Origin of the sequence: Shinella sp. AETb1-6, from assembly GCF_009826875.1 — a bacterium.
Lineage (GTDB): Bacteria > Pseudomonadota > Alphaproteobacteria > Rhizobiales > Rhizobiaceae > Shinella > Shinella sumterensis.
Genome location: NZ_WUMM01000002.1, coordinates 264610 through 279312, shown reverse-complemented (window position 1 = coordinate 279312; position 14703 = coordinate 264610). Strand labels below are relative to the sequence as shown.

The following is a 14703-nucleotide window of genomic DNA, read 5'->3' as shown; positions in this document are numbered from 1 at the left end:
ACATTTTGCCCCGAGGGGGTGAGCTGGATCGTGCCATCTTGCCGTACCGCTTACCTAGTGGAGCATGACGTGAAAATTCGGGGAAAAATCTATCTCATCGTGGGCGTGATGGGGCTCATTTCTGTGCTCGTCGGCGGCATCGCCGTTCATGTCGTGTCAGAGTACAGCGCAAAGCTCGAGCGCTACCAGAACGCCTCGGACCGGGCCTTTCTCGGCGAGCATCTGAACCGCCAGGTCACCGCCGTGGTGATGGAAGCCCGTGGCATCTACGCCTCCAAGGACAGCGAGAATGCGAAGAAGTTCGCCGACGGCATCAGCAAGGAACTCGATGGCATCGACAAGACGCTGAACGACTGGCGCCCGCTGGTGCCGGAATCCCAGAAGGCGGCCTTCGACGCCGTCGTGGGACGTGCCGCCGAGTTCCGGACCTTCCGTATGGAAACGGCGCGCCTGGGCACGGAAGTGTCGCCCGCCGCCGCCAACGAGCAGGGCAATACCGAGAGCAACCGTGCCAACCGCAAGGCGTTCCAGCAGGAGATCGACGCCGTCGTCGAAACCGACACGGCCAACCTGAGCGCCATCAAGAGCGACATCGCCGCATTCCAGACGCTCATGCTCACCCTGGTCCTGGGCACGATCGGTGTCGGTCTGGCCGCCGGTGGCGGCGCAGCCTTCTACATTGCGACCAACGAATTGAGCCGGCCGATCCAGAAGGTCACGGACACGATGAACCGCCTTGCGGGCGGCGACCTCGCGACGGAAGTGCCCTATGCGGGCCGTCAGGACGAGATCGGCGAAATGGCCGCAGCAGTCGCCGTCTTCCGCCAGAACGCGATTACCGTGCGCGATCTCAATGCGCAGGAACAGGTTCTGCGCGAGAAGAGCGCCGACCTCCAGTCCTCCATCGCCACCGTCGTCCATGCCGCCGCGGCCGGTGACTTTTCCTCGCGCATCGGCAAGGATTACGACAACGACGACCTCAACCGCTTCGCAAGCAGCGTCAACGAACTGGTCGCCAGCGTCGAGGAAGGCATTGCCGAAACCCGCCGCGTCATCGGCGCGCTGGCCGAGGGCGATCTCACGCAGACCATGAGCGGCAGTTTCCGCGGCGCCTTCGCCGAACTGCAGCAGAACGTCAACACGACACTCGCCACGCTCCAGCGCACGATGCGCGAGGTGCGGTCGTCCACCGATGCGATCAACGCCAATTCCGGCGAGTTGCGCACCGCATCCGACGATCTGTCCAAGCGCACCGAGCAACAGGCCGCAGCCCTTGAGGAAACCTCCGCCGCGCTCGACGAGATCACCGTCGCCGTGAAGAACTCGACGGACCAGGCAGGCGAGGCGAGCCGCATGGTCGCCGAGGCGACCCAGAGCGCCAAGCAGTCGGGCACCATCGTGCGCAACGCCATCGATGCCATGGGCCGTATCGAGCAGGCTTCGTCCGAGATCAGCCAGATCATCTCCGTGATCGACGAGATCGCCTTCCAGACCAACCTGCTGGCGCTCAATGCCGGCGTCGAGGCTGCCCGCGCGGGCGAGGCCGGCAAGGGCTTCGCTGTGGTCGCGCAGGAAGTGCGCGAACTCGCACAGCGTGCCGCCAGCGCCGCGAAGGACATCAAGGGGCTGATCACCAAGTCCTCCGACGAGGTGTCGGTCGGCGTCAAGTACGTGCAGGAGACGGGTGCCGCACTGACCGACATCGAGGGCCGCGTCGTGACCATCAACGATCGCATCCACTCCATCGCCACCGCCGCCCGCGAGCAGGCGACCGGCCTTCAGGAGGTCAGCACCGCCATCAACCAGATGGATCAGGTCACCCAGCACAACGCGGCCATGGTCGAGGAGACCTCGGCTGCGACACACAAGCTCAAGGCGGAAGCCGATGGCCTCGCCGACCTGGTCGCCCGCTTCCGCACGGGCGACGCGATGTCGCGCATTGCCGTTGCCCGCACGGAGACGCGCCCGGTCGAATCACCGGCCCGCCGCATGATGGGCAATGTTGCCCGCGCCTTCGGCGGCGGCGCCGCGGCCACGTCGGCCGCCGCGGTCCAGGAGAACTGGGAAGAGTTCTGATCAACGGCGCGCGCGCCTGAAAATAGAGCGCGGCGGTCGCGAGATCGCCGCGTTTTCCGTTGCCCTGCGCTCCGTTGGAAAAATTGCCGCAATCTCCTATAATTGGCTGGCGGTCGTTATCGAGAACGCACCGCCGAGCGGTGCGTGTTTTGGGCGCATCATGTGGCCGGGCCCGGGAGTTGAGACATGGTGGACAGAGACGGGACGCCGTCCTTGGCCGAGATGCCGGTGCCGAAAGTCGGTTTCCTGTCGGGGCTTTCCGGCAGGCTCCTCCTCGTGACGGCGATTTTCGTGCTGATCGCGGAAATCCTGATCTTCGTGCCGTCGGTCGCCAATATGCGGCTGATGTGGCTGCGTGACCGCCTGAACACTGCGGCGGCCGCCAGCGTCGTCATCGAAGGGTTGCCCGATCAGGAACTGCCGCGCTCCGTGCAGCAGGAGACGTTGATGGCGACGGGTGCCAAGGCGATCGTGCTGAAGAAAGCCGATGCCTCGCGCATGGTCGCTGCGGTCGAGATGCCGCCGACGGTCGATGAGCAATATGATCTCTCGGATGTCTCGACGCCGGCCGCCGTCTACGATGCCTTCGATACGCTGCTTTTCGGCGGCGACCGCATCATCCGCGTCTACGGGCCGGTTGGCGAGACGACCACACGCATCGAGCTGCTGCTCGAAGACGGCGCCCTGCGCCGCGCCATGCTGCGCTATGCGCGCAACGTCTTCTTCCTCTCTCTGTTCATTTCGCTCGTCACGGCCGCCCCGATCTTCTTCGCGCTCAACCGCCTGCTGATCCGCCCGGTGCGCGGCATGACGGCCAATATCCGCGAGTTCGCCGCCGATCCGTCCAACCCCGCCCGCGTCCTGCGCCCATCGGGCGGGCGCGACGAGATCGCCGTCGCAGGCATCCATCTGGCGGCCATGCAGCAGACCCTGCAGCGCACGCTGAAAGAACAGAAGAACCTCGCGGATCTCGGCCTTGCCGTCTCGAAGATCAACCACGACATGCGCAACATCCTTTCCTCCGCGCAGCTGATGTCCGACCGCCTGTCGGATGTCGACGATCCCGTGGTCAAGCGCGTCGCGCCAAAACTTCTGCGCAGCATCGACCGCGCCGTCGGCTACACGAACGAGGTCATGTCCTATGGCCGCATGCGTGAGCCGGAGCCGCGCCGCCGATTCGTTTCGCTGCGGCCGCTGGTGCAGGAGGTCTCCGAAGTGCTGGCTCTGGATACGCGCGGGGATATCGATTTCGTCGTCGAGGTCGAGCCCGCCCTTCAGGTCGATGCGGATGGCGAGCAGCTCTTCCGCGTTATCCACAATCTCTGCCGCAACGCGGTGGAAGCGCTATCGCAGGAGATCGCTGCGGAGCGCCGGACCGTCATCGTGACGGGCATCCGCACCGGCAGCGTCGTTTCCATCGCCATCGAGGACAACGGGCCCGGCATGCCGCAGAAGGCGCGGGAGAACCTGTTCACGGCCTTCCGCGGCTCCGCCCGCTCCGGCGGGACGGGGCTGGGGCTGGCGATCGCGCGTGAGCTCGTGCTGGCGCATGGCGGCACCATCGCGCTTGTGGAAAAGGTCACGCCTGGCACGCTTTTCCGCATCGAGCTTCCCGATCGCCCCGTCCCGCTGGATGCCTTCCGCCACCGCGCCTGACCACGTCGGCACAGTGCGCCGCAATGAAAAAAATACATTTTTCTCCGAAAGGCGCTTGCAATAACCCGAAGCACCCTTTAGAGAACCGCCTCGCAGCCGGGCAATACGCCCGCCACTGCCAGCGCACCCGTAGCTCAGCTGGATAGAGCACCAGACTACGAATCTGGGGGTCAGGAGTTCGAATCTCTTCGGGTGCGCCATTCTTCAATCCACATTCTGCAAACTGCTAACCGGCGTGCTCCTTGGCGCTTTCGTCAGTGCTTTTCCGCCGTGACCGATATGTCACGGGGGCGGTTCCTCGCGCGGCTGTGATCGTGCCCCGGCGCGGCTTCTCTTCAAAAGCGCCTGCCGCTCGGCTAAGCAGGATCGGACGGAGCTTTCAGGCGCCGGCGAAACGGGAAAGTGAAGGAAGCGGGACATGACGAACCGCGAGGTGCCGCGCATGGTGCGAAAGGTGATGTTCGCCGGGCTCATCGTGCTGGCCGGTTGCGCCGGCCGGCCGGAGGGCGTTCTGGTGCCGAGCGGCAAGGTCGCTCCTGGTGTCTCCACCGTCGACCTGCTGGTCGCCACCACGCGCGCGCCGTCCAGCCAACCCGGCGTTCTCTTTTCCGGCGAGCGCGGCTCGGAACTCGCGGTCAGCGACATCGTCGTTTCGATACCGCCTGACGACAAGCGCAAGGTCGGCCAGGTGCAATGGCCCAAGAAGCTGCCTGCCGATCCGATGAAGGATTTCTCCACGGTCAGCGTGAAGCCGATCGATGGTGCGAAGGCCGCCGATGGCTGGCTCGGCCGCAACCTGCCGAAGAGCCGCCGGGTGCTGATCTTCGTGCACGGCTTCAACAATCGCTATGAGGATGCCGTCTATCGCTTCGCGCAGATCGTGCACGATTCCAAGACCGATGCCGCGCCTGTCATCTTCACCTGGCCGTCGCGCGCCAGCATCTTCGATTATTCCTACGACAAGGAAAGCACCAACTATTCGCGCGATGCGCTGGAGGAGTTGCTGCGGGCTGCCGTCAACACGCCTGAGGTCGGTGAAATCACCATCATGGCGCATTCCATGGGCACCTGGCTTGCCGTCGAGACCTTGCGCCAGATGGCGATCCGCGACGGCCGCGTACCGAAGAAGATCCAGCAGGTCATTCTCGCGTCGCCCGATCTCGACGTCGATGTGTTCGGCCAGCAGATGCGGGCCATCGGCAAGGACAAGAAGGATCGCCCGAACTTCACGCTCTTCGTGTCCCGCGATGACCGCGCGCTGACGCTGTCGCGCCGCATCTCCGGCAATGTCGACCGCCTCGGCCAGATCAACCCCGCTGAGGAGCCCTATCGCTCCATGCTGGAAAACCAGGGCATTACCGTGCTCGACCTGACGGCGCTGAAATCCGGCGACCGGCTGAACCACGGAAAATTCGCCGAAAGCCCGGAAGTGGTTCGCCTCATCGGCAATCGCCTGATCGACGGCCAGTCGGTGACCGATTCCGAAGTCGGTCTCGGCGAGCGCATCGGCGCGGTCGCGCTCGGCACGGCGCAGACCGTCGGCAGCGCCGCGAGCATCGCGGTCTCGACGCCCATCGCCGTCTTCGATCCGGTGACGCGCCGCAACTACAACGACCAGTGGCGGCGCCTCGGCAACTCCGTCGAAGACACCACGACGACCGCTGTGGGACAGTGATGCGGCGGCCCCTCCGGGCCGGATCCACCGCTGCCTGAACGGCCGTCAGGCGATGGCCACGTCGCGCCCGGCGATCTCGTAATCCTCGTTGTGCACCTGCAACCCGTCCTGCGTCACCACGACGATGCCGTAGGCGGCCGGCTCGTCCACCGAGAGCGAGGTGTCCGGCGTGTCGAAAGGCATCGGCTGCTGATGCACCGGGCTCTTGAAGATGGAGAAGGGAATGCCGCGATGCGACCCGCCGATCGTGCGATGCACGTGGCCGGCGAAGATGTGGCGGACATTGTCGTGTTTCAGCACCAGCTCGTAAAAGGCATCCTCATTGCCCAGGCGAATGGCGTCCATGCCGGTAAAGCCGGTCTTGTGCGGCGGGTGGTGCATGAAAACGAGCACGGGCCGGCCGCCTGCGCCGGCCAGAGCCCGGTCGAACCAGGCGAGGCGCGTTTCGCACAGATAGCCCGCATGGCTCATCGGATAGTCGTAGGGCGGGGCAAACAGGGTGTCGAGCAGCACGGCGCGGCAGTCGTCGAAATCGATCACCTGCTGGATGAAGCCGTTTTCGTCCGGCTGCACATGGGAAAAGCTTTCCAGAAAACGCTCGCGATGATCGTGGTTGCCGATGGTGATGGCGGCCGGCGGCGTCAGCAGCGAGAGAAGGTCCCGCAGGCGCTCGTAGGAGGGCGTATCGGCCCGATGCGTCAGGTCGCCCATGAAGATCACCCTGTCGGCATCCGCATGACGACGGTTGACGTGCTCGATGCCCGCAAGCAGCCTGGCATACGGGTCGAGGCCGATGATCGTGGCGCCCTCGGGCACCATGTGCAGGTCGGTGAAGACGATGAGTTTTGTCATGGAGGGTCCCGTGCTGTGCAGACCCTTTCGTATCGTGCAAACCGGCAGCGTGAAAAGCGGTTGGAACGGGCGGCAATCTGATATATCAGAATAGGAAAGCCGGCCGGCCGGTGAAAGCGGAGAGAACGACATGAGATGGAAGCGCACGATCCAGCTGCTGGACGTTCACTGCGAGGGCGAGATCGGCAAGGTGGCGATCGGCGGCGTGCCGAAGATCCCCGGCAACACGATCGCGGAGCAGCTCCATCACATCAACACGGTCGATGACAGCCTGCGCCGCTTTCTGTGCCTGGAACCGCGCGCGGCGGCGACGGGTTCGGTCAACCTGCTGCTGCCCGCCAAGCGCCCGGAGGCCGATGCGGGGTTCATCATCCTCCAGGCCGATCAGGCGCATGCCTCCTCGGGCTCGAATTCGATCTGCGTCACCACGGCGCTTCTGGAATCCGGTATCGTCGAGATGAAGGAGCCGGAGACGGTCGTCGTGCTCGATACCGCCGCCGGCCTCGTCAAGGCGACGGCCACCTGCCGCGACGGGCGCTGCGAGAAGGTCCGGCTCACCATGGTGCCGTCCTTCGTCGAGGCGCTGGATGTGGAGATCGACACGCCCCATTGGGGCCGCGTGCGCTTCGACATTTCCTATGGCGGCATCTTCTATGCGCTTGTGGATGTCGAACAGATCGGCACCAGGATCGACAAGGCCAATGCGCGCACGCTGGTGGATGCCGGCATGGTGCTGAAGGATCTCATCAACCGCGCCATGAAGGTCGTCCATCCCGAGATCCCCGAGATCAGCGGCATCGCCTATGTCATGTTCCGCGATCGCGCCCCCGATGGTCTCGTGCGCACCGCCACCACCATGTGGCCGGGCCGCGTGGACCGCTCGCCCTGCGGCACCGGCAATTCCGCCAACCTCGCCACGCTTCATGCCCGCGGCCTTGCCAAGGTCGGCGACACGTTCCGCTCGCGTTCGATCATCGGCACGGAATTCGAGGTCGGACTGGAGGCGGAGGCCGTGGTTGCCGGCCGCCCGGCGATCATTCCCAGTATCACAGGCCGAGGCTGGACGTTCGGCCTGCACCAGATCGCGCTCGATCCGACCGACCCGCTGGCAAACGGTTTCGCCATGACCGACACCTGGGGCCCCCAGGCCGGCGAGATCGTCTGACCGGGGATCGGCCTGCGCGCGGCAGGACGCGGATGTCTCCTCGGAAACAGAGGGCGCGGCCGGATCGGCGCATAACGGGGATGATCCATCAAGGGGAGCAGTTGACGCCGCGCCTGCCATCGGTTCAAGTCCGCGCCACATATATCGAAGCGAAAGACATGTCATGCGACCGCTCCATGCACTGAACCCTGGTCTTTTCGGGCGACGGCTTTTCCTGGCCGGCGGCGCGCTTGCGCTCATGGGGGCCGGCGTTTGCGCGGCGCGGGCCAGCACCGTCATCGGCAAGGCCGTGAAGATCACGGGCGACGTCACGCGCCGGCAGGCCGGCCATCTGGAAGGCCTCAGCGCCGGCGCGAGCCTCATGGACCGCGACTTCGTGACAACGGGCAAGGAGAGCTTCGCGGCCCTGGCGCTCGGCGAGGAGACGAGCCTGCTTTTGGGCAGCGAGACCGAACTGCTGATCGACAGCTTCATCGCGGGGCAGGGCGGAACCATCGAACTTGGCACCGGCCAGATGATGTTCGACCGCGCGGAGGGCCTCGCCAAGATCGACTTCACCATGCGCACCGCCTTCGGCATGATCGGCGTGCGCGGCACCAAGTTCTTCGCCGGCCCGAGCCGCGGTGCCGCCTTTGCCGTCTTCGTGGAACATGGGCTGGTCGAGGTCACGGGCGGTGGCGTGACACGACGGGTCGGCCGCGGCGAGGGCGTGGATTTCGCCGCACCCGGCGCGGCACCCACGGCGGTGGCGCGATGGAGCGAGGCGCGCATCCGCGAAGCCTATGCGAGTGTGGGCGCCGGATAAGGCGGTAAAACAGGAATCTGGAGCATTTCCGGTGAACCGGAGTTCACCGGAAATGCTCTAGTCGAGCGTGAACAGCTCCATCGTCCCGAAGCCCCGGATCTCGTGGCGGCCGATGGCCCGGAGTGTCCGGCTGGCTTCGCTGGCCGCGCGCGGCCCGACGCAGATCTGCGTCCCCAGGAACTTGTTGGCGTCCTGCAGCCGCGCGGCGAGGTTTACCGCGTCGCCATGGGCGGTGTAGTCGAGCTTGCCGCCGGCACCGACTTCCCCGAGCACGGCGTCGCCCGTCTCGATGCCGATCCGGGTCCGGCCGAAGGCCTGTTGGAGGAAGAGCGGCCGGCGGCGCATCTCCTCGGTCAGCGCGCGGATGCCGTCGGCACAGGCCAGCGCCTTGTCGACATGGCCTTCCAGATCATCCGGCGCGTTGAAGAGCGCGTGCACCGCATCGCCCACCACCTTGTCCACCATGCCGCCGTGGCGGGCAACGAGCGCGTTGACCTCGGCGAAATAGATGTCGAGCAGTTTGACGAGATCGTGCGGGCCGATCTTCTGCGCCAGCGCGGAGAAGCCCTCGATATCGGTGAAGAGCGCCGTGACCTGCCGCGCCTCGCCCGCCACGCGCCCCATGTCGGGATTGTCGATGTAGCGCGAAACGACGGATTGCGGCAGATATTGCGCGAAGCGCTGCCGCGCCGTCGCCTCCGCCCGCCGCACATGGGCATATTGCATGAGACCGGTGACGAGGGCGGCCGTGGCGACGATGAGCGACACGCCGATCGCATCGGAAAGCAGCGCGGTGCGGGCATAGAGCAGCACCGACGCGCCGAAGACGAGACCGACCAGGGCGAGCCCGGCAACCGCAGCACCGAGCGGCCGCAGACGCGCCGCCGAAAGCGCCGCCGCAGCGCCTGCAAGCAGCGCAAAGCCGGCTTCGACGGGCGGCAGAAGCGGATCGCGCGTGGGAATGGTATCGGTCAGGATGGCATCCGCCAGATCGGCGTGGATTTGAACGGACGGCTCGAGGGGCATGGACGCACTGGTGCGCAGTCCACCCAGATTGGGCAGGCTGCTGCCGATCAGCACGACCTTGCCGGCGAGCGTCTTCGCCGGGACAGTGCCTGCCACCACATCGGCCGCCGAGAGGGTGCGTGCGGCGATGGTCGCGGCGCCGCTTGCGACGAAGCGCAGGCTGCCGTCCTCGTCGAGCCGCAGGACGCGGCCGTCGTGGCGCAGCCATGTGGGGTCGCCGCCCAGCACGGGCGTGCGGGCGCCCGCCGCAAGCCGCGCCACCTCCACGCCAAGCGCCGGATAGGCCGCGTTGCCCACGATCGCATAGGCCTGCACGCGGCGCACCACGGCATCCTCGTCTCCGACCAGGAAGGCGGCAGCGGCTGCCGTCGAGCGATCCTGCAGGAAGGTGCACGAGCTTTCCGTGCCCTCGATGAACCAGAGGTCCGGCACGTTGACAGGCCGGTGCAGCGCAAGCTTCGGCACGGGATGCGGCGCACCGTCAAGCGTTTCGCCGATCAGGAAACCGAGGATGGTCGGCACCTTGCCGATGGCGTCCGCGAGCGCGGCATTGGCCGGCACGTCGGGCGCGCAATCCGTGCTGAAGATGAAGTCGAAGGCGATGGCGGTGGGCTTGGCGGCCGCAAGCCGTTCGACGAGCGTCGCCGTCTCGGCGCGCGTCCAGTCGCGGTTCGGCACGCTCTGGAAGGCCTTGCGGTCGATATCGACGACGACGATGCGGTCGCTCCGCGCGGCCGGAACGGCCTGGGTGAGCGCGTCGAAATAGAACTCGCGCTGCCGCTCCAGCGCCGTCTCGCCCAGGGCGAGAAGCGCCAGTGCGCCGGCAAGGCTGGCAATGAGGCCGGCGGCGAGGGGCCTGTATTTCTTTGCGATCATTGCTTTCGGCAGCCTAGTCGTCGTCCGGCTCGGCGATGCCGTAAAGCCGTCCGACATGGCACTGGATGATCCCGTCCTTGCGCCGTATGGCGCCGGCTTCCTCCAGCGCGAGGATCGACCGGTTGATCTTCGGCCGGCTCGCGCCGAGGATGCCGGCGATTTCCGTCTGGCTCAGCGCGATCTGGAGATTGGCGCTGTCGGGCAGCTCCTCGCCGTGGATGTTGCGCAGCGTGGCCAGGAAGAAGCGGGCGACCCGCGCATCGAGATCGTAGAGCGCGATGGTTTCGAGCTGCTCCGTCGTTTCGCGCAGCTTGGTGCAGAGATAGTGGATGACCGCCTGTGCGGCCGCCGGGTTGCGGGCGAGTAGGTCGAGGAAATCGCGCTTGGCGATGACGTAGCCCTCCGTCGCCACTGCCGCCGTGGCATCCGCCGACCGCGGCTGGCCGTCGAGGATCGCCATCTCGCCGAGCACGGCGCCGGGTTCGAGCTGGCGCAGCGACAGTTCCTTGCCCTGTGGCGTGATGAGGGAAAGCTTGATGCGGCCGGTGACCAAAACGATGAGATAGGTGCCCTCGTCGCCGCGCTGGAAGATCACCGTTCCCGCCGGCCATTTGCGATAGGTCGCGATCCCAGCGATATCGCCGATCGTCTCCTTGCTGAAACCCTCGAAAATCGGAAAGGAGCGCCAGAATGCGGCGCTCTTGTTGATCTCGTTCATGTCCGCTGTCCCCGGCCGGCCGAAATACGCCAGCCGGCGGAATCTTCGCCCAGCGGCCGGGCGCATGCAACAGAAAAGAACGTGCCCTGGCGGTTGTCAGCCGCAGATACGCACGCGCTTCGCAACGGTCCTTCCATGGGCGTCCGCCATGCGGAAGCGCTTGGTGACGCAGTTCTGCCGGTCGTGCGCGCGATAGCCTTCGCCGTAGGACGCGCCCGCAGCCGTGAAAGTGAAGGAAACGGCGGCAAGAGCGAGGGCGAGCAGGGTCAGGCGCATGATCTCTCCGGCAGGCAGGCGACAGGCGCCGTTCTCCCACGGTCCCATGCCCCGGTCTGTTCCTGCGGAAACAGGAAGTCGTTCTCAAAAAGTGAACAATCTGTCTTCCGAACGACCGGCTGGCTTGACGAATGAAAGCTGCTATCTCTGTCGTCAACGCAAACAACGAAGCCTCAGGAGCTTTCCATGCCGCAGAACGCCGTCGTCCTCGTCGGACGCATCCTCCTCGCCCTCATGTTCATCACCTCGGGCTTTGGCAAGCTGACCGATCCCGCCGGCACCGCCGGCATGATCACCGGTGCCGGCTTGCCGGCCGCAACCGCGCTCGCCTATATCGCCGGTATCTTCGAACTCGTCGGCGGCCTCTTCATCCTCGTCGGCTTCCAGACGAAGATCGCGGCTTACCTGCTCGCCGCCTTCTGCGTGTTCACCGCGCTGACCTTCCACAGCGGCGCGATCAACATTCCGGACTTCCCGGCAGGCGCAAATGGCCTGCTCACGGTCTTCAACGGCCTGATGATGTGGAAGAACATCACGATTGCCGGCGGTTTCCTCGTGCTTGCCGCCTTCGGCCCCGGCTCGATCTCCGTCGACGCCCGCCGCGCAGCCTGAACCCGACTATCCATCTGATCCTCCAGAAACCCTTCCCGGTCCCCGGGAGGGGTTTTTCGTTGTCTGAACGCTGGAAAGCCGCCACTCTTGCTGCTATGCGCACGGGGATAGAACCCTGCGGGAGATGCCGATGTTTTCCAATTCCTTTCCGGACCGAGATGTGATGGCGGAGCTGATGGCCCGCATGCTTTGGGAGATCAAGGCGGTGCATTTCCGCCCGGAAGAGCCCTACAAGCTCGCCTCCGGCATGGCTTCCCCGGTCTACATGGATTGCCGCAAGCTCCTGTCCTACCCGCGCATCCGCTCGGCCATCATGGATTTCGCCGCCGCCACCCTCACCCGCAATGTCGGCTTCGAGCGTATCGACGTGATCGCCGGCGGCGAGACGGCCGGCATTCCCTTCGCCGCCCTCCTTGCCGACCGTCTCAGCCTGCCGATGATCTATGTGCGCAAGAAGCCCAAGGGCCATGGCCGCAATGCGCAGATCGAGGGCGTGATGGCGGAAGGCGCGCGCGTGCTCGTCATCGAGGATCTCGTCACGGTCGGCGGCTCCATGTTCACCTTCATCGACGCGATCCGCGCGGCCGGCGGCGTGGTCGATCACGGCATGTCGCTGTTCTACTACGGCATCTTCAAGGAGGCCGAGGCGCGCTATGCCAATGGCGGCGTGAAGCTGCATCACGTCGCGACCTGGCGCGACGTTCTGGCCGTCGCCCGACAGGAAAAGCTCTTCGACGATGCGACGCTCGCCTCCGTCTCCGCCTTCTTCGATGCGCCCTTGGCCTGGTCGGCCGCCCATGGCGGCGTCTCGGAACTGCCGACATCCTAAAAAGCGCTGGCGCTTTCCGCCGTGATTGTTTAAATCGATTGAAATTCGGTTGGAGGACTTTCGATGATCCTGTGTTGTGGTGAAGCGCTGATCGACATGCTGCCGCGGACGACGACGCTCGGCGAGGATGCCTATGCGCCCTATGCCGGCGGCGCGATCTTCAACACGGCCATCGCGCTCGGCCGCCTCGGCGTGCCCACGGGCTTCTTCACGGGCCTGTCGGATGACATGATGGGTGACATCCTGCGCAAGACGCTGCGCGAAAGCGGTGTCGATTACAGCTACTGCGCAACGCTGTCGCGGCCGACCACGGTCGCCTTCGTCAAGCTGGTCGACGGCCACGCGACCTATGCCTTCTACGACGAGGGCACGGCCGGCCGCATGATCACCGAGGCCGAGCTTCCGGCGCTGGGCGATACGTGCGAGGCGCTGCATTTCGGCGCGATCAGCCTCATCCCGGAACCCTGCGGCACCACCTATGAGGCGCTCCTCGAGCGCGAGCACGAGAAGCGCGTCATCTCGCTCGATCCCAACATCCGCCCCGGCTTCATCAAGGACAAGGACGCTCATATGGCCCGCATCCGCCGGATGGCGGCGATGGCCGATATCGTCAAGTTCTCCGATGAGGACCTCGCCTGGTTCGGTCTCGATGGCGACGAGGATGCGCTTGCCCGCTACTGGCTGCACCACGGCGCCAGGCTCGTCGTCGTGACCCGTGGCGCCGACGGCGCGGTCGGCTACACGGCTGAGCACAAGGTCACGGTGCCGAGCGAACGCGTCAGCGTCGTCGATACGGTCGGCGCCGGCGACACCTTCGATGCCGGCGTGCTGGCCTCGCTCAAGATGCAGAACCTGCTCACCAAGCAACAGGTGGCGAAACTCGACGAAGAGCAGATCGCGAAGGCGCTGGGGCTCGGCGCCAAGGCCGCGGCCGTCACGGTCTCCCGCGCCGGCGCCAATCCCCCTTGGGCGAACGAGATCGGCCTCGCCTGATCGGCAGCCACGTTCACGCGGCTGTCATCGCAACGTGATCAAAGGGGGCATGCGAGAACAGCACGTCCCCGACCAGCATGCCTCCGTCAGCCCTGATGCACCGGCACCCACCGTGCTCGTCGTCACCGATGCCTGGCGACCGCAACTGAACGGCGTCGTGCACACGCTGGAGGAGCTGGCGCGCTCGATGGCGGAGGAGGGGGTCGAGGTCGTCTTCCTCACCCCGGAAAAATTCGCGACCGTGCCGCTGCCGTCCTATCCGGAAATCCGTCTGGCGCTAGCCTCCGCGCGGCGCGTGCTCGCCGAGATCGAGGCGATCGCGCCCGACTATATCCATATCGCAACCGAAGGCCCGCTCGGCATGGCGGCGCGCCGTGCCTGCCTCAGCCGCCGGCTGCCCTTCACGACGGCCTATCACACACGGTTTCCGGAATTCATCAGCGCCCGCCTGCCCATTCCCGAAAGCTGGAGCTATTGGTGGCTGCGCCGCTTCCACAATGCCGGCGAAGGCATGATGGTGGCGACGAAATCGCTGGGCGCGGAAATGGCCGCGCGCGGTTTCGTGCGCATCAAGCGCTGGTCGCGCGGCGTGGATACCAAGCTGTTCGATCCCGCCAGGCGCCGGGATCTCGGCCTGCCGCGGCCGATCTTCCTCAATGTCGGGCGTGTGGCGGTGGAGAAGAACCTGCCGGCCTTCCTCGGTCTCGACCTGCCGGGCAGCAAGGTCGTCGTCGGCGACGGGCCTGATCTCGCCACGCTGCGCCAGCGTTATCCCGATGTGCATTTCCTCGGCCGCAAGACCGGCGAGGAGCTGGCGAGCATCTATGCCTCCGCCGACGTCTTCGTCTTCCCGAGCCGCACGGATACGTTCGGCAACGTCATGCTTGAGGCGCTTGCCAGCGGCGTTCCCGTCGCCGCGTTTCCAGTAACGGCCCCGCGCGACGTGCTGGGCGATGCCGGCGCCTTGTCGGAGGACCTGCGGGCGGCAGCACTCGCCGCGCTCGATATCCCCAAGGACGTCGCGCTCAACAGGGCCGCGACCTATAGCTGGCGTGCCTGCGCGCTGGAATTTCTGGGCAATCTCGCCCGCGTGCCGCGCGGTTCTTTTGCGGCACGCCGCCTCAGCCTTCGTTAGAGCATGTCC

13 protein-coding genes and 1 tRNA gene are annotated in these 14703 nt (G+C 65.8%); 10 read left to right on the top strand and 4 right to left on the bottom strand.

Features of this window, described 5'->3' with window-relative positions:
* Window positions 1-69 precede the first annotated feature (69 nt).
* The 4 genes from GR158_RS04625 (at window position 70) to GR158_RS04610 (ending at window position 5407) form a co-directional block, all read left to right on the top strand.
* Entirely contained in the window at window positions 70-2076 is a 2007-nt protein-coding gene (locus GR158_RS04625) for a methyl-accepting chemotaxis protein (RefSeq protein ID WP_160870153.1), read from the top strand.
* Between the two features lie 186 nt (window positions 2077-2262).
* Complete coding sequence (locus tag GR158_RS04620) at window positions 2263-3732, top strand: HAMP domain-containing sensor histidine kinase (RefSeq protein ID WP_160870152.1); 1470 nt, start codon at window positions 2263-2265, stop codon at window positions 3730-3732.
* 123 nt (window positions 3733-3855) lie between these two features.
* A tRNA-Arg gene (locus tag GR158_RS04615) sits at window positions 3856-3932 on the top strand.
* 218 nt (window positions 3933-4150) lie between these two features.
* Window positions 4151-5407 (top strand): alpha/beta hydrolase, encoded by a 1257-nt coding sequence (locus tag GR158_RS04610; RefSeq protein ID WP_160870151.1) that lies wholly within the window; start codon window positions 4151-4153, stop codon window positions 5405-5407.
* Window positions 5408-5452: 45 nt separating this feature from the next.
* On the opposite strand, the gene GR158_RS04605 is transcribed toward GR158_RS04610, so the two are convergent.
* Window positions 5453-6259, bottom strand: coding sequence for a phosphodiesterase (locus tag GR158_RS04605; protein WP_160870150.1), 807 nt, complete (start codon window positions 6257-6259; stop codon window positions 5453-5455).
* A 130-nt stretch (window positions 6260-6389) separates the two neighbouring features.
* On the opposite strand from GR158_RS04605, the gene GR158_RS04600 reads away from it, so the two are divergent.
* Window positions 6390-7424 (top strand): proline racemase family protein, encoded by a 1035-nt coding sequence (locus tag GR158_RS04600; RefSeq protein ID WP_160870149.1) that lies wholly within the window; start codon window positions 6390-6392, stop codon window positions 7422-7424.
* 163 nt (window positions 7425-7587) lie between these two features.
* A complete protein-coding gene (locus GR158_RS04595) occupies window positions 7588-8229 on the top strand; it encodes a FecR domain-containing protein (RefSeq protein WP_134647849.1) in 642 nt (213 codons plus the stop codon).
* Between the two features lie 57 nt (window positions 8230-8286).
* Here the strand turns inward: GR158_RS04595 and GR158_RS04590 are convergent, their stop codons facing one another.
* The 3 genes from GR158_RS04590 to GR158_RS04580 all read right to left on the bottom strand — a co-directional run bounded on the left by GR158_RS04590 (window position 8287) and on the right by GR158_RS04580 (window position 11125).
* Entirely contained in the window at window positions 8287-10128 is a 1842-nt protein-coding gene (locus tag GR158_RS04590) for a CHASE2 domain-containing protein (protein ID WP_371731618.1), read from the bottom strand.
* Window positions 10129-10144: 16 nt separating this feature from the next.
* Window positions 10145-10849, bottom strand: coding sequence for a Crp/Fnr family transcriptional regulator (locus GR158_RS04585; RefSeq protein WP_134647845.1), 705 nt, complete (start codon window positions 10847-10849; stop codon window positions 10145-10147).
* A 96-nt stretch (window positions 10850-10945) separates the two neighbouring features.
* A complete protein-coding gene (locus tag GR158_RS04580; protein ID WP_160870147.1) occupies window positions 10946-11125 on the bottom strand; it encodes a hypothetical protein in 180 nt (59 codons plus the stop codon).
* A 186-nt stretch (window positions 11126-11311) separates the two neighbouring features.
* Here GR158_RS04580 and GR158_RS04575 point away from each other — a divergent pair, with 186 nt between their 5' ends.
* From GR158_RS04575 to GR158_RS04560, 4 genes are all read left to right on the top strand, one after another.
* Window positions 11312-11737, top strand: a complete 426-nt coding sequence (locus GR158_RS04575; RefSeq protein ID WP_160870146.1) for a DoxX family protein — start codon at window positions 11312-11314, stop codon at window positions 11735-11737.
* 130 nt (window positions 11738-11867) lie between these two features.
* Complete coding sequence (locus GR158_RS04570; protein WP_134647839.1) at window positions 11868-12566, top strand: orotate phosphoribosyltransferase; 699 nt, start codon at window positions 11868-11870, stop codon at window positions 12564-12566.
* Between the two features lie 63 nt (window positions 12567-12629).
* Complete coding sequence (locus GR158_RS04565) at window positions 12630-13559, top strand: carbohydrate kinase (RefSeq protein ID WP_160870145.1); 930 nt, start codon at window positions 12630-12632, stop codon at window positions 13557-13559.
* Between the two features lie 49 nt (window positions 13560-13608).
* Entirely contained in the window at window positions 13609-14694 is a 1086-nt protein-coding gene (locus GR158_RS04560) for a glycosyltransferase family 1 protein (RefSeq protein ID WP_160870144.1), read from the top strand.
* Window positions 14695-14703 lie beyond the last annotated feature (9 nt).

What these genes read in the sequence shown, in the direction of transcription:
- GR158_RS04610 (WP_160870151.1), top strand. Translation starts at nt 4,151, where the DNA reads ATGACGAACCGCGAGGTGCCGCGCATGGTGCGAAAGGTGATGTTCGCC.
- GR158_RS04565 (WP_160870145.1), top strand. Translation starts at nt 12,630, where the DNA reads ATGATCCTGTGTTGTGGTGAAGCGCTGATCGACATGCTGCCGCGGACG.
- GR158_RS04580 (WP_160870147.1), bottom strand. Translation starts at nt 11,125, where the DNA reads ATGCGCCTGACCCTGCTCGCCCTCGCTCTTGCCGCCGTTTCCTTCACT.
- GR158_RS04585 (WP_134647845.1), bottom strand. Translation starts at nt 10,849, where the DNA reads ATGAACGAGATCAACAAGAGCGCCGCATTCTGGCGCTCCTTTCCGATT.
- GR158_RS04605 (WP_160870150.1), bottom strand. Translation starts at nt 6,259, where the DNA reads ATGACAAAACTCATCGTCTTCACCGACCTGCACATGGTGCCCGAGGGC.
- GR158_RS04570 (WP_134647839.1), top strand. Translation starts at nt 11,868, where the DNA reads ATGTTTTCCAATTCCTTTCCGGACCGAGATGTGATGGCGGAGCTGATG.
- GR158_RS04595 (WP_134647849.1), top strand. Translation starts at nt 7,588, where the DNA reads ATGCGACCGCTCCATGCACTGAACCCTGGTCTTTTCGGGCGACGGCTT.
- GR158_RS04560 (WP_160870144.1), top strand. Translation starts at nt 13,609, where the DNA reads ATGCGAGAACAGCACGTCCCCGACCAGCATGCCTCCGTCAGCCCTGAT.
- GR158_RS04575 (WP_160870146.1), top strand. Translation starts at nt 11,312, where the DNA reads ATGCCGCAGAACGCCGTCGTCCTCGTCGGACGCATCCTCCTCGCCCTC.
- GR158_RS04620 (WP_160870152.1), top strand. Translation starts at nt 2,263, where the DNA reads ATGGTGGACAGAGACGGGACGCCGTCCTTGGCCGAGATGCCGGTGCCG.
- GR158_RS04600 (WP_160870149.1), top strand. Translation starts at nt 6,390, where the DNA reads ATGAGATGGAAGCGCACGATCCAGCTGCTGGACGTTCACTGCGAGGGC.